Source organism: Chitinophaga sedimenti (assembly GCF_023156195.1).
GTDB classification, from domain to species: Bacteria; Bacteroidota; Bacteroidia; order Chitinophagales; family Chitinophagaceae; genus Chitinophaga; species Chitinophaga sedimenti.
The window spans coordinates 1587538-1601629 of sequence record NZ_JAKUKA010000001.1; the positions used below are offsets into that span (position 1 = coordinate 1587538).

The 14092-nt window shown below is 52.0% G+C and carries 11 protein-coding genes and 1 pseudogene; all 12 read right to left on the reverse strand.

The window, feature by feature from the left end; genetic code table 11:
• Positions 1–67 precede the first annotated feature (67 nt).
• Positions 68–741 (reverse strand): annotated as a pseudogene (locus MKQ70_RS09045) (carbohydrate-binding family 9-like protein).
• Positions 701–1459, reverse strand: a complete 759-nt coding sequence (locus MKQ70_RS09050) for a glucosamine-6-phosphate deaminase (protein WP_248070066.1) — start codon at positions 1457–1459, stop codon at positions 701–703. The pseudogene MKQ70_RS09045 and the gene MKQ70_RS09050 overlap by 41 nt, the downstream one beginning before the upstream one ends.
• Positions 1460–1474: 15 nt before the next feature.
• Positions 1475–2677, reverse strand: coding sequence for an N-acetylglucosamine-6-phosphate deacetylase (gene nagA / locus MKQ70_RS09055; protein ID WP_248070068.1), 1203 nt, complete (start codon positions 2675–2677; stop codon positions 1475–1477).
• Positions 2674–3969 (reverse strand): sugar MFS transporter, encoded by a 1296-nt coding sequence (locus MKQ70_RS09060; protein WP_248070070.1) that lies wholly within the window; start codon positions 3967–3969, stop codon positions 2674–2676. The genes nagA and MKQ70_RS09060 overlap by 4 nt, the downstream gene beginning before the upstream one ends.
• Entirely contained in the window at positions 3953–4933 is a 981-nt protein-coding gene (locus tag MKQ70_RS09065; protein ID WP_248070072.1) for a glycoside hydrolase family 20 protein, read from the reverse strand. Before MKQ70_RS09065 ends, MKQ70_RS09060 begins: the two co-directional genes overlap by 17 nt.
• Positions 4870–6435 (reverse strand): glycosyl hydrolase family 18 protein, encoded by a 1566-nt coding sequence (locus MKQ70_RS09070; RefSeq protein WP_248070074.1) that lies wholly within the window; start codon positions 6433–6435, stop codon positions 4870–4872. Before MKQ70_RS09070 ends, MKQ70_RS09065 begins: the two co-directional genes overlap by 64 nt.
• Before the next feature lie 3 nt (positions 6436–6438).
• Positions 6439–7779, reverse strand: coding sequence for a glycosyl hydrolase family 18 protein (locus MKQ70_RS09075; protein WP_248070076.1), 1341 nt, complete (start codon positions 7777–7779; stop codon positions 6439–6441).
• 26 nt (positions 7780–7805) lie between these two features.
• Positions 7806–8546, reverse strand: a complete 741-nt coding sequence (locus tag MKQ70_RS38050) for a SusD/RagB family nutrient-binding outer membrane lipoprotein (protein ID WP_282456304.1) — start codon at positions 8544–8546, stop codon at positions 7806–7808.
• The gene (locus tag MKQ70_RS38055) at positions 8543–9388 is read right to left on the reverse strand and encodes a SusD/RagB family nutrient-binding outer membrane lipoprotein (protein ID WP_282456305.1); all 846 of its coding nucleotides are present in this window, start codon (positions 9386–9388) and stop codon (positions 8543–8545) included. The genes MKQ70_RS38050 and MKQ70_RS38055 overlap by 4 nt, the downstream gene beginning before the upstream one ends.
• A gap of 18 nt (positions 9389–9406) precedes the next feature.
• On the reverse strand, positions 9407–11332 hold the full coding sequence (locus tag MKQ70_RS09085) for a TonB-dependent receptor domain-containing protein (RefSeq protein WP_248070078.1): 1926 nt from the start codon (positions 11330–11332) through the stop codon (positions 9407–9409).
• Positions 11310–12650: a TonB-dependent receptor plug domain-containing protein gene (locus MKQ70_RS09090; protein WP_248070080.1), complete on the reverse strand. Its 1341-nt coding sequence runs from the start codon at positions 12648–12650 to the stop codon at positions 11310–11312. The genes MKQ70_RS09085 and MKQ70_RS09090 overlap by 23 nt, the downstream gene beginning before the upstream one ends.
• A 359-nt stretch (positions 12651–13009) precedes the next feature.
• Entirely contained in the window at positions 13010–14074 is a 1065-nt protein-coding gene (locus MKQ70_RS09095; protein WP_248070082.1) for a LacI family DNA-binding transcriptional regulator, read from the reverse strand.
• Positions 14075–14092: the final 18 nt, after the last annotated feature.

The window sequence follows — 14092 nt, forward strand, 5'->3', positions numbered from 1 at the left end:
TTGGAGAAGTTAAACCCAGTGCCGCTGCCAGCAGTGTAAGGAACATTATTTTCATACAATATGTGGTTTAAAGAAAATTGATCTTCCCAAAATCCGCTTCCCGGTGAAAGTCCGGTATCGCCGCCCGCACAGGGCTCCAGGTAAGGAAGTGCGGCGCGGGAAGGTCATCGCCGCATTTGTAAAAATTAGCCCGGGCATGGTGGCCGCCGAGGTCTTCAATGGTGTGATAGCAAAACACGTTCACCGGGATCACCAGTGTTAATGTCCACTGGAACAGCTTCTCTCCTTCCCGGCTGCCGGTGCTGATCGTCGTGCTGCTGGTAACCAGCTCCGCTACCGCGCCCGGTAAGGGCGACCGCGCTTCCCGGTTACGGCCGTAGCCGGCTTTAAACCAGCCCAGGCAATTAAACTCCGGTTGTAGTAGTTACCGTCCTCGCCAAAGGCAATGAACAGCTCCACGCAACTGTCTTTATGAATATCCCCGTTCTGTGCCGCGGCCGCGGTAACATGGCTCTCGCTTATATAATACTTGAGCAGCAAGGCATCACCGCTATGCGCCAGTGTAAATGCGGCTTGCACCTTGTGTGCATACTGCGGCCATGGATTACAGGCGATGGGGACCGCCGGTAGTAAGTCCAGCTGCGTGCCCGCCGCCACTGGTGTGGGCTTATCCCCGAAAGGTACAAACGGAACTTCCATGTCAGGCGTTTTCGGGTTGAAGCAGGCTGGCGCTTTGCGCATCCAGGTATAAAATGGCAGCCGGGTGTTTTCTTAAGATGGTAGATGGATATTGCTCCACCACCGGTGCATGGATGGTATTACGTACCGCTTCTGCTTTCGTTGGGCCCGGTACCATGCAAAACAGGTAGTCCGCCTTCATCAGTGCCGGAATCGTTAATGTCAGCGCATGCGTGGGTACATCTGATAACTGCGCGAAACAGCCGTCGTTGACCTGTTGCTGCCGACAAACAGCGTCCAGTTCTACCGCTTTAATTAAGGCAGGATCGTTGAAGTCCGCTACCGGCGGATCATTGAAGGCGATGTGCCCGTTTTCGCCGATACCCATGCATACAATATCCGTCGGGTATTCGACCAGTAAGCGGGTGTACGCCTCCCGCGTGCTGCCATGGATATAATGTACCTTCCGGAAAGGCAATGCATCGAACAAACGCGTTTTCAAAAAATTGCCGAAAGCCTGCGGCGCATCGGCGGCCAGACCAATATACTCATCCATATGGAAAGCATTCACTCTTGTCCAGTCTATATCAGGCGCCTGTTGAAGCGCCGCCAGGAACTCGTTCTGTGATGGCGCCGCGGCAAAAATCATATTTACTTCTTCTTTCCGTGATAACAATTCCCGGAGGCGGGTAGCTGCCGCTGTAGCCGCGGCAGCGCCCATTTCACGCCGGTTGGCATAGATCATTACCTGTAAGGTCTCAGCATTAAACGTGTATGTCATTGAATAGTTTTTGTGTTAAACAGCCGCCAGGCTTTCGTCCGACAGGTAAACAATATTGCCGTTCACAATGGTGCCGTCAACTTCTATGTTGTCGTTAAAGATCACGATATCCGCATCTTTGCCTTTTACCAGCGAACCTTTATGGTCCTGCAAACGAAGGATGGATGCGGGTGTTTCGCTCATCATGCGCACGGCGTCGCGCAAGGGAATATCTGCCAGCCGGATCATATTGCGTACGAGGCGGTCTGCCGTGGCAACGCTTCCTGCAAAGGCGGTGCGGTCAGGCATCTTCGCCACACCGTCTTCCACGATTACCGGGGTGCCGTTCTTTAATCCACCTAAAATAGACGGGCCTTCCGGCATGGCTGCTGCCCGCATGGCGTCGGTGATCAATGCGGTGCGGTCGGCGCCCTTTATCTTGTAAACGAGTTTCAGCAAAGGCGCCGGCAGGTGAATGCCATCCGCGATGATCTCCACGGTCATGGCATCAATGAGGTAGGCACTTTCAATTACCCCTGCATAACGGAACGCATCGCGCCGCGACACACCGGACATACACGAGTAAAAATGCGTGGCGTGCGTGTAGCCCTTTTCGTAGGCCATCACCACTTCCTCATAAATCGCATCCGTATGCGCCAGGGCAGGTAGTATCTGGCGTTTGGTCAATGCCGCACCGAAATCCAGCGCGCCTTCCAGTTCGGGAGCGGCGCTCCAGCGTTTTATATGTTTGGAACGGGATAATATCTCGTAGTATTCTTCCGGGTCGGGATTACGGATATACCGGGGATCCTGTGCGCCGCGCTGATTTATGGAAAAATACGGGCCTTCAATGTGTAAGCCCACAAACTGTGCGCCTTCGGTATTCAGCGCGTCGGCGATTTCGTAGGTGTCCAGCGTATCCAGCAAATCCTGCCGTTCGCAGCTCAGCGTGGTGGGCATAAGTGCTGTAGTACCGTATGCGGCGTGGGTTTTCGCGATCGCGAGAAAGGCTTCCGGTGTATTGTCCATGAAGTCGTGGCCACCGCCGCCATGTACGTGCATATCGATAAAACCCGGTGCGATGTATTGTCCGCGGGCGTCAATTTCCCGGGCGCCGGGTATTTCGATGTTCCGGTCGCTCACCTCTGCTATTTTACCGTTGGTCACCACCAGGCAACCCTCGTTAATGGTGCGGTGTGGCGTGAGGATGGAGCCGTTGAATATTTTCAGGTATTTCATATTGCGGAATTTGTGCGGCGCCAGCTGCGAAGCCGGTACGCGTAAAAAGCATAAAAAATCAGGTAAGCATAACATGGCAGTAAAACCCAATAAGCTTCCCGCAAACCGTAATGATCGGCCCAATAGCCATATAGAAGCGGCATGATCGCATTACCGCAAAGTCCCATTACTAAAAGCGATGCCCCGGTTTTCAGGAACCGCCCGAGGCCGTCGAGCGCCAGCGGCCATACACCGGCCCAGATCATAGAGTTGGCGAACCCGAGCAGCACAATGCACCAAACGGATATGTCGGTACGATGCCCAAGAAATCCAACATCTCCCCTCACCGCCAATATTAACGCGCTGAGCATAGCGCCCAACACGGTACAGATGCGCAACGCATGCAGCTGCGAAAGCCATTTGGGAATGAAGGTGATGCCCAGCAGGTAGCCCACGATCGTAGCCGTCAATGTATAAGAGGGAAAGACTTTTGCCTCCAGGAATGGCATGCCCAACCCCGAAGCATAGTTTACAATGCTGTCTACCGCAATCACCTGCGAACCTACGTGAAAGAATATCGCAAATGCGCCCAGCACCAGGTGGGGAAAATCCAGCACACTTTGTTTAGTACCGTCCGTCGCCTCGTTGTCCGTATCAATTTCGGGTAAGGGTGAATTGGCCACCAGCACGCCCAGCAGGAATAACAGCACGGCTACGATTGCGTATGGTGTTACCACGCGGTGCGCCAGCTCATCGAGCGCTGTGAGCCGTTCCTGGTCGGGCATGCCGGCTAACTGCGCAAATAAACTTTTATCTGTCGGACGTGTAATGGCCGCTGCAAACAACAAGGGCGCAATAATGCCTGCTGCTTTATTACAGATGCCCATAATACTGAAGCGCTGCGCCGCCCGCTCTTTATCGCCCAAAATGGTGATATACGGATTCGCGGCCGTCTGCAAAATGGCCAGTCCCATCCCGATCGTGAATAAGCCGGCCAGGAACAAGGGATACAGGCGGTTCATGCCTGCCGGAATAAATATGAATGCGCCGAGCGACATGATCCAGAACCCCGTCATCATGCCCTTTCTGAAGCCGATGCGCTTCAGCAGTCGGGCTGCCGGCAATGACATCACCAGGTAGGCAATGTAAAAGGCAAAAGCGACCAGGTACGATTGGAAATTGTTCAACTCGCAGGCAATCTTGAAATACGGGATCAGGATGGCATTCACCCAGGTAACGAACCCGAAGATGAAGAACAATCCCGCCACGATGATGATCGAGATGGTAGCACTGCGTTTACTGAGCGCGTTCATGGCCAATCTTATTTTTAAGTTGATAATAGCGCATGTTACGCACCCGGTTTTCCTCCGCTATTTCCGCCGGATAGAGCCAACCCCTGTTCAATGCGGCAAAGCGTTTATTCAATACTTCGGGCTGCAGTGTACGCAACGCAGCCAATAATGCCGGGGCTTTGTCGCGCGTATAGTTGCTGTCGTTCAGCTGTATTTCCACCTGCATGCAACGGAGGTAAAACATACGGATATCGCTCATTAACTGGTAATGCGCATAAGCTGCTGCATTACGCAAAGGCTTTAATTGTTTTAATTCAGTATTGGAAAGTTGGGCACTGTCAATCAGCGCGTTAATGCTGCTGCCTTGCACTTGTCCCTGAACAACTTCGAGCGGGGCGCGTTTCAGCGCATTCCAGAAAACGGTAGCTTGTTGTGGTGTAAAGCCATATTGCCTGTTGGCATATTGCCGCACAAAATCGGCGATCACTATTCCCTCCTGCTGACGCAGGCTCGCAAAGTAAGCGGATACCAACATGTCGAAACCGCTGAGCGGGTACACGCGTCGTATCGCATACAGGTCTTCCGTTTCACTATGAGAATCTTTCACGCGGGAGTAGATGCCGCTGGTAGACCATGAGGTCATGATCATCCCCGTATAACCCAGCCTGCGCGCATCGGGAACAAAGCTGTGCAGGTTGTTAAAGTGCTTCTGCCAGTCGGTGAGGAAATAATTATCCTGCGCGCTTCGCAAGGCCGGAGCGCCCCATATTTCGAAGCCGCTTTCCATCAGTTTTTGATGGTCGCCGAAGCGGTCGAGCGACCAGCCATAGTTCCAGTCCACGAACACGGTTTCTTTGGGCAAACCTTCCAGCGCGTCCGGGTATTTGAGCGCGATATCCGCCCATACTACCGGTATCTTACCTAAACACACCACGGTTTCGCACAGCATTTTGATATAATCGCCATACAGCCGGCCTTTGCCCACGGCGGCCACTTTCTTTTTGATTCTTCGCCATGACCGAGCAGGTAGGTTTCATCGCCGCCAATGTGAAAGTATTTAGAGCGATGGGTGCTGATCATGTCTTTAAACAAATCGGTAAACAAGGCCTTACACTGCGCTTCGCGGATAGGATTCACCTGCGAAAAGTCTTCTTTGTCCTCGCGCAACTCCTTGTACCGCGGGTGCCGCAGGATATACTCTACATGCCCGAAGCTCTGTTGCAGGGGAATTACATCGATGCCGAGGCTATCGCAATACCGGACAAAACTGGTAATCTCCCCGCGCTGGTACGCATACCGGTTGGATATAACCGCATGTTTTTCGTATGGATAACTGGCTTCCCACTCCATCACGAGCGTATTGATGCCATTTTTGCTCAGCTCCAGTGCGAAGTTGCGCAGGGCCGGCATCGGCATCACCTGTATACGCAGATCGAGATGAAAACCTTTGATGCGGAAGTCATGTTGTGCGCGCCCCGGCAGAAATGCAAGGAGCAACACCGCCAGCAACAACAGTCGGCTATTTCTTCTTTTTGCATATGCTGTTTCATGAATTACTTTCAGTAGCGAGTTGTCGTCGCCGGTATCCGCCATTAAATGCCATATCATGATACCGCCACCGTTTTTTACGGCCAGTTCCGTCTTTTTACGGATGGTAGGTTTGCCGTTATAAAACACCGTTCCGCCGTTGCCCGGTAATGACACCTCATCGCGTTGCTCGGCACCCGGGAATTGAGCGATGATGTCTTTGTACACCATGGAGCGGAATAACCGGTTCGTGTCCGGCAAAGGGCCAAAACCATAACCATAGAACGGTACGCCGATCACGAGTTTGTCTTTCGACAGGCCGCGCTCCTTACGCCAGTACGAGAGGTGATCCTGCGCATACGACAAGGGAGAATGCTGCGTAGGGTCGGTCAGTCGCCAGGGGCCGGTTTTATCGTAAGCCATCATATTGATGAAATCGAAACTGTTCAGGGCTTTATCGGTGATACGTTTACGCGTATAATACGCCACCGCCGCTGTCAGCAGCATATTACGCTGCGTAAGTGCAAGTCTTAGTTCAGTGATAAAGCTTTCATAGTATTCGTCTATATCATCGCCTTCCAGGTCAATATCGATCCCGTCTAACTTATACTTATCGGCAAATGCGATGAAATTAGCCACCAGCTGCGGACGATAAGGCGCCGACAACAATTTATGATAATATGCCTGGCGGCTGCCGCCGCCGCAGGATAACAGTACTTTGATGTTCCGTGCGTGCGCGATGCGCACGACCGTATCCAGCGAAGCTATGTCGCGGAAATTGCCAAGGGTGTCCGGGTTGATGAACGCTACGTTCAGGTGGGTTACCTTGCCCAGGTCTATCGCCTGCATATCGCGGACCATGCTGCCCGTATTCCTGATGTAGCCCACCACTTTGAACTGGGCTTTCGCTGCCTGTACACACAGCGCTCCCGTCACCATCAATATAAAAGGAAATTTCATTGCTTATTTTAAAGAGTTAAATACCGCTGCGGTAAGAGAATTGTTGCCTTTTACGTCATAATCGCCGGCCCATATGTAGGCGCCCAGAAAGCCGTTCTGCTTGAGGAAAGCCGCTTTTTGTGTAACGAGCGGTACCCCGTTAAAGTATACGCCCTGCGAAATCGCCGCAAATTCTTTATCAAACGCCGTGGGCACCGCCGCCAGGATTGCGCTGTACGGCATGTACCCGTAGGATGTCCAGCTGAGGTTGTTCCCGGCTGCATCCAGCTGGTTGTAACGGAGCCCGAAAGCCGGAATACCGATTACCAGCTTGTTGGCGGGGAACTTCGCTTTCCACAGGTTAGCGCCTGTAACAAAATAATCATATCCGGACGGTTGTCCTAATGCTTTTCCGGGCCCTACATGGAGGCCGTCTTCAAAGGCGTGTACATTCAGCCAGTTGGCTGCGGCCAGGCTGCCATACCGGTCGTGGTACAGGTTGGTCGTAACAGTAACGGTCAGTATCGCATTGTCGCCCAGCGCCGCGCGCAGCTCGTTCAGCAACAGTGCCGTGGCCGCGCAGTTGGCGTTGATGATGGCCGCGGTGGTATTGATGTCGGTCATCATAATATCCACGCCATCCATTCTTTTAGCGGTGACGTAGGCTTTGATGGATTGTACAAGCGCCGCCCGTTTAGCCGCATCCGTGAGTACGGCGCCGAAGTTATTGCTGGAACTCACACTCCAGCCGTCGGCCGACAAAGCACCACTGATGCCGAGCAATACGGGAATGCCTTTCAGATGTGCACGACCAACGATTTCTTCTGCTTTCCGGTTCAGTTCTCCTTTTGAAATATCCATTGCGCCGGCGGCAGTGATAGTAGCCACTTTGTACGCCAGGTGCGTGGTAACGTCCCAGTTCACGTACTTATGACCGGCCGTATCGTTCAAATAGGCCATTACTACCGGACCGGCAGGTTTACGTTCGTACGTGTCGGGGATGACGAACACACGGCGGTTGCGGGTGGCTGTTTTGCCTTCCCAGCTGGCGTTTACACTAATGATATAATCGCCGCCCTGTGTGGGCGTAAATTCGTATGTTTCGCCCGTGGCCACTTCTTTATCGTTTACTTTCCAGGATAAGGAGGCCTTCCCTGCGGGCGAAAACTTCAACCCGGTAAAACTCATGGTTTGCCCGATGTTCAGGATGCGGATGCTGTCCGGATGCTCGGGGAACAGTGAGGCAAAATTGAAGATCCGTGGCGTAAATGGCCGGCCCTCCGCCTGTTCTTTGGCCTCGTCTTTCTCGCAACCCGTGCCCAAAAAAGCAAGGGCGATATATAGCAATAAGCTGATTTTTTTCATCTGATAAAAATTAAGTAGCTGGAAAATTATTCTTTGTCCCACCAAACACGTTTGGTCCAATCATCCTCGCCAATAACCGCAATGGCTTTTTGCACATTTGCCAGGTTCTGCTCTTTTTCAGACAATGGGTACTGGAACCTGCGCGGAATTGTCTTTACCGTAGATTCGTTGTTCGGCGCCGGCTGCAGCTGCGGATAACCGCTCCTGCGCCAGTTGGCGAACAACTCCGGGCCGTTCATCATCAATGCCAGCCACAGCTGCGTGTTGATCTGCTTCAGTTCCGTGCCGCCAGCCAGCGGGTTAGCTGTCAGGAAGCCGCTGATCTCACTGTCCGTTACTACGGGACCACCGGGATAAAGGCTCAGTTGTTTCATCGCAGCCTCTACGCCTTTTGCATAGTGCGAAGCAGCGTCCGGGCCTAACGTGAGGTTCAGCCGCACCGTAGCATCTGCCAGTAAAAATTCGGTTTCAGCATAAGTAAGATGGAAGAAAGGCGCGTTGTTCCGGATAAAACAGTTGTTCAACTCCGCTTTCAGGTCGCCATTGACGGCGCTGTAGTTCGTGCCGTTCGCCAGTTTGATCACCACCGGCCCTACCCAGTCTTCATACACATAACGACCCGGATTCACGCCCGTAAGTCCCACGGTAGTGGCGCGCACCTGCGCCGTAATATCTTCCCGTTCAAACATTTTCAGGGGCGAATTTTGGCGGTATACCCGTGGAATATGATTGATCCTCGGGTCGTTCGTATTCTTGAGCTCATTCAAAAAGTGCTCACCAGCTTTACACTTGCTGTTTGCTGATTAATGGCCACAGAAGCGGAATTACCACGCAGGTCGGAATAAGTGTTTTGTATGTCGAGGTGACGGGTCATGCAGATCTGGTTATTGTTGCTGATCAGGCCACCGTCCGCATTATACGCTTCTGTGATTTCTGTTTTCGCTCTTTCAGGATCGCGTTTGGCGATACGCAGGGCCAGGCGGATCCGCAGACTGTTCGCGAACCGTTTCCAGGAAGGCACATCTCCTTTATAGAAGATTTCTCCCGGTACCTTATCTTTCGCAGGATTCAACTGTGCCGACGCTGCTTTTAACTCCTTGAGGAAATCGTCATAAATGGCCTGTTGCGTATCATATTCAGGATACGTTTTCTGCGAGTAATACGCGGTGCCAGCCTGGAAGTAAGGAATATCGCCGTACAGGTCGGTGATCCTTGCAAACACATATACTTTCATGATGCGGCACATGGCATTCAGGTTGGTTTTGGTACTGTCGCCGTTTGTACGCTGCACAGCGTCCACGATGTTCACCACATCATTGGGATAGCTGTTTTCCCACATCACCCATAACCGCGTAGCGTCTTTGATATACATCGCGCCTACACGGGTGTAGTACGCCCCGCCGAGCTGCTGCATCATGGGGCAAAGTACAATGGCGTTCGTGCGCTCCTGTGTCGATAAATCTCCCGAAAACCACAGCTGCGTATAAATCAGCTGGTTGGCCGGGTTCATGGAGCTGGACTTCGTGGGATCGGTGTTCAGGTCACCGAAGTCGTTGCACGCGGTGGCTACGAAAGCCAGCAAAGCCAGTATATAATATCTTGTTTTCATCTTTTAAAATTGAAGTGATTAGAACCTGGCGTTGAGGTTAAGTCCCCAGCCTCTTCTCGATGGCAGCGAGCCATATTCCAGCCCCTGACCGTTACCGTTGTTATAGTTGGAATCCGGGTCCACGTTCGGCACATCTTTATACAAAATGAACGGGTTGCGGGCCACCAGTCCTACCGTAGCGTCTTTGATACCGATACGTTTGGTCAGCGTTTTATCCAGCCGGTAGGTCAACACGATCTCGCGCACCTTTACATAACTGGCTTTGTAGATGAAAGGCACCGCAATGCCATTACCATCCGCATAATACGTGTTCCAGTAAGCGGAAGGATCTACTGCGCGGGTGTTTTTGGTGTAAATGGGCTTACCATCCGCCTCGGTACCCGTTTGTACAACGCCCTGCGGTACGTAACCGCGCACCATGCCCATCGATTGCCATTCGCCGGGTGTTTTGCCGGCTGCTAAACGCTCTTCTTCAGACTGAATCCATTCTTCGCGGCCAGGTAACGTTTTTTTGCTGGAACCGCGGGTCACGGCGAACAGGTCGGTCATGGAGAAGAGATCGGCGCCGAACTTCATGTCGAATACCGCATTCAGGCTAAAGTTTTTGTAGGTAAAGCGATTGGTAACGCCGCCTGTCCAGTCGAATACACCTTTGCCCAATACTTTCCTGTCTGTCGTAGGAATCGCCGCCAGGTTAGTGGGATTTAAGATGATATTCCCTTCCGGATCGCGCTGATAATCGTATCCGAGTATCGCACCATAACGCTGGTTAGGCATGGCGGCCACCAGCAGGCCAAGCCAGCGTGCCTCTGACAAAGCGATGAAGGGCACGCCATCCACCAGCGATTTTACTTTATTGACGTTGCGCGCATAGTTGACGCTCAGGTTCCACTCGAAATCTTTCCGTTGGACAGGTGAACCCGCGAGTAATAATTCCACGCCCTGGTTAGTCACCATACCGGCATTAATGATTTGTTTATTATAACCGGAGGAGTACGGCGCCGGCACGATATTGATCTGGTCTCTCGACTGCGAACTATAATACGTTGCATCAAAGTTGATGCGGCCGTTAAAGAACTTCAGGTTAGCACCGGTTTCGAAAGAACGTGTGCGCGTAGGTTTGAGGTTGGTATTCGGCAGCGTTTTGGTGGAGAGCAACGCAGGCTGCACCCCGTCGAACGTCAGCGGGTACAGGCTGTAATACACGTCCAGCATATAAGGATCGGTATCGTTGCCCACTTCCGCGATCGACGCCCGGACTTTACCAAAACTCAGCCAGTTGCCCTGCATTTTAAATGCATCTGTAAACACGAAGCTGGCGGAGAGCGAAGGATAAGTATAGGTATTATTCGCTTTAGGCAAGGTGGAAGATGCGTCTGTACGCACGGTGGCATCGAGGTACAGGTAATCGCGGAAGCCGAAGGTGAACAGGCCGAATGCGGAACGTACCTCGCGGCGGATGTTGTTTTCTTCGATCGCTTTATCCTGGTAGCTGTTGATGCTCACCACATCGGTCACCGTCATATTTGTATAGGTGCCGGTGGTACCGCGGCGCGAACGTTTGTTCAGGCTGGCGCCGAGCCGGCCCGTAAACTTCAGTTGTTTGGCGAGATTATGGGTGAAGGTTGCCATGACATCTGCCTGTGTAGTCGCATAACGCTGATCCAGGGTATTCATCATGCCGGAAAGCGCCAGCGGCGTGGTACGCGGGCTGTACTTGTCATAATCCAGCAAAGTGATATCTGTGGATGCACGGGCCATAAGGCTGAGCCATTTGTTCACGGTATAGTTGGCGTTGAAGCCGCCGGTAAAGCGATCTTTATTCGTGACGTTCGACATTTCATACAGCACCCAGTAAGGGTTCAGCCGATACTGTCCACCGCCCCATTCTACGTAGTCGTTATTCGCGTTTTTGTACGTTTCACCGAAAATAGCCTGATCCACGTTGTTCGCCAGCCCATTGAAGTTTTGGCCGATGTTCGTGGGTGCATCGCCCAGACCGGCCCTGTTCTTTACCTTTTCTGTGAGATAAGTAACGCGGGCGTCGAAGTCCGGCGTTTGCCAAATTTGAACGTGAGCTTAGGGTGAAAGTATTTCTGCGGATGTCGCTGTTGGGCACAATGTCCTTGTACCGCAGATCTGCCGCCGAGAAACGGAAGCTGGAACGGTCGGTGGAGCCGGCCAATGACAGTGTGTTGTTAAATGAAGAACCGGTACGGAAGAAGTTAGCGAAGTTATCTTTTGCCGGGGCATATGGCCTTGTTTTACCGTCGAACGCGGTGTACTGGAGGTTCGGATCCAAACGCGGACCGAAGTTCGTAAACATCGTGTTCTGCGCCTGCTGCTGGTCCTGCGGCAACTGGCCGTTGGTACCCTGTCCGTATAAATATTGATAGCCGTCGCGTTTTGTCAGCTGGTTCTCAATAGTGGCGGTGGAGCTTAGTTCTACGCCCAATTCTTTGTTGCGCGAACCCTTTTTAGTGGTGATGAGGATTACCCCATTCGCAGCGCTGCTGCCGTACAATGCCGCAGCAGAAGGGCCTTTCAGCACGCTGATCTTTTCAATGTCGTCCGGGTTAATTGCAGAAATCGCATCACCCATATCCACGCCTGGATCGGCGGCGGTACCACCTGCATATTTGGTATTACCCACCTGCCCGTAATTTGAGTTGTCCATGGGAATACCATCGACCACATATAATGGTTGGTTGTTGCCGGTAATCGAAGTGTTACCGCGAATGATCACGCGCGAGGAGCCGGCCGGGCCGCCCGCCGTGGAATTGATGATCAGTCCGGGCACTTTACCGGCCAGGGAGTTGATCACGTTAGTTTCCTTCGCCTTATTAATATCGTCTCCATTCACTTCTGAAAAAGCATAACCGAGTTCTCTTTCTTCCCTTTTGATGCCGAGGGCCGTTACCACTACGTCTTTCAGGTTTTCGGTGTGCGTTTTTAAACTGATATTCACAGTTGTTTGCTGACTGCGGGCCGCGAAGCTGTGCGGTTCATAGCCCATCAGGCGTACGATGATGCTGTCGCCCTGGCTGGCGCGGATGGAATAGCCACCATCTGCATTGGTGACCGTAGCCGCCTTGCTTGTTTGATTGTAAATGGCGGCGCCGGGCACTTTGGAACCGTTTTCGTCGGTTACCAGCCCTTTTACCGTAAAGGTGGGCCGTCCCTGTGCGGTGGCGCATAACGGTACGCCGGCCAGCAGCATCATGTACAAATACAGACGCCGCAAGTGATGAATTGCGTTCATAAGTGTTAGTTTTTGGTCTGTCCCCACGCGTAAAAAATCGCAGGGCAATAGTTTAACGGCCGGGATATACCCGGATTTGATCGTGGTTTGGTTGAATTGTTATGCTATACTTGGTTGATATCAATCTTCTTTGCCGTTAACGTACACGATGGATGATCTAAAAAAGCGGTCCATATCCGCGCGATTCCCTATCACAGCGCCTGGGGAGCGCTTTACAACACTCTTCGTTAACGTACACGAAACGTGGTCTAAAAAAAAGAGAAACCTCATTTGTGCGTTTCTCGTTAACGTACACGAATATAAAAATTAAAATGAGAAGTTGTATACGTTCCTGAAAAAAAAATTATGCGGCAGGGGCATTAGTTCTTATAATTGAAACAGTTTTCTTTCGTGATGATATCGATGGGCATATACTGCTGCCGCTCAATGGTAGCGCCATGTACGAGGTAATTATACAATGCCATGATGCCTTTATGTCCCTGCTCCTGCGGTTTCTGGCAAATAAGGAAATCAATGATGCCCTGCCGTAGCGCTGTGATGTTATCTTGCAGAAAGTCGTAGCCGATCAGCCGGATGTCTGTTTTCCCGGTTTCTTCCAGGTAATGCGCCACGGTAGACACGCGTGAATTTGTTACGAAGATCACATCTGCGTGCGCATCGTCAAGGGCTTTGTGCAGCTTTGTTTTAACTGACTTATAGTCGGTTTTCCGGATGTCTGTTTTATCCAGCGTGATCGCTTTCGGATGTTCCTGGAAATATGCGCGGAAGCCTTCTTCTTTTCTCAGCAAATGGTGATGCAGGTCCAGTTCTTTCGAAATATTTACGATCAGCACCCGTTGTCCGGGGACGGTAATATAGTTGATGAGATGCGCTGCCAGGTAACCGCTCTGGTAAAGGTTCGGGCCAATATAACTGAGACTCTCCTCTCCTGCTATGTCAGAGTTGATAAATACAAAAGGCAGGTGTTGTGTTTTGCAGCGGGCGATAAAATCCAGCGATTCTTCTTCAAACATCGGCGCAAGCAAAACGCCCTGGTAGGTCGCTTTCAGGATGTCTTTGGTTTTAGCCGTAAAGCTGGACCGGTCGTTTTGGTCAAACAGGAATACATCCACTGTAACACCGTAATCCCGGATTTCCGCTGCCGCCTGTTTGATGCCATTGAGCGGCGCCTCCCAGTAGCCTGTTTCGCCGGATACGGCGGGAATAAGTACGGCTATACGAATCACTTTTTTGGAGGCCAGCCTGCGGGCCATCATATTGGGCTGGTAGTCGAGGTCTTTGATGATTTCCAGGATCCTGTTCCTGGTTTCGTCTGCAACGCCCGTCCGGTTGTTCAGTACCCTGTCTACCGTGCCTATCGACACATTTGCCCTTCGTGCGATCTCCTTTACGCCAACCAGCGTGGGTTCGTTCTTTTTTTGCATCCGACCAATTTTTCTTGT

What these genes read in the sequence shown, in the direction of transcription:
- MKQ70_RS09060 (WP_248070070.1), bottom strand. Translation starts at nt 3,969, where the DNA reads ATGAACGCGCTCAGTAAACGCAGTGCTACCATCTCGATCATCATCGTG.
- MKQ70_RS09075 (WP_248070076.1), bottom strand. Translation starts at nt 7,779, where the DNA reads ATGAAAAAAATCAGCTTATTGCTATATATCGCCCTTGCTTTTTTGGGC.
- MKQ70_RS09095 (WP_248070082.1), bottom strand. Translation starts at nt 14,074, where the DNA reads ATGCAAAAAAAGAACGAACCCACGCTGGTTGGCGTAAAGGAGATCGCA.
- MKQ70_RS09090 (WP_248070080.1), bottom strand. Translation starts at nt 12,650, where the DNA reads ATGAACGCAATTCATCACTTGCGGCGTCTGTATTTGTACATGATGCTG.
- MKQ70_RS38055 (WP_282456305.1), bottom strand. Translation starts at nt 9,388, where the DNA reads ATGAAAACAAGATATTATATACTGGCTTTGCTGGCTTTCGTAGCCACC.
- nagA (WP_248070068.1), bottom strand. Translation starts at nt 2,677, where the DNA reads ATGAAATACCTGAAAATATTCAACGGCTCCATCCTCACGCCACACCGC.
- MKQ70_RS09050 (WP_248070066.1), bottom strand. Translation starts at nt 1,459, where the DNA reads ATGACATACACGTTTAATGCTGAGACCTTACAGGTAATGATCTATGCC.
- MKQ70_RS09070 (WP_248070074.1), bottom strand. Translation starts at nt 6,435, where the DNA reads ATGAAATTTCCTTTTATATTGATGGTGACGGGAGCGCTGTGTGTACAG.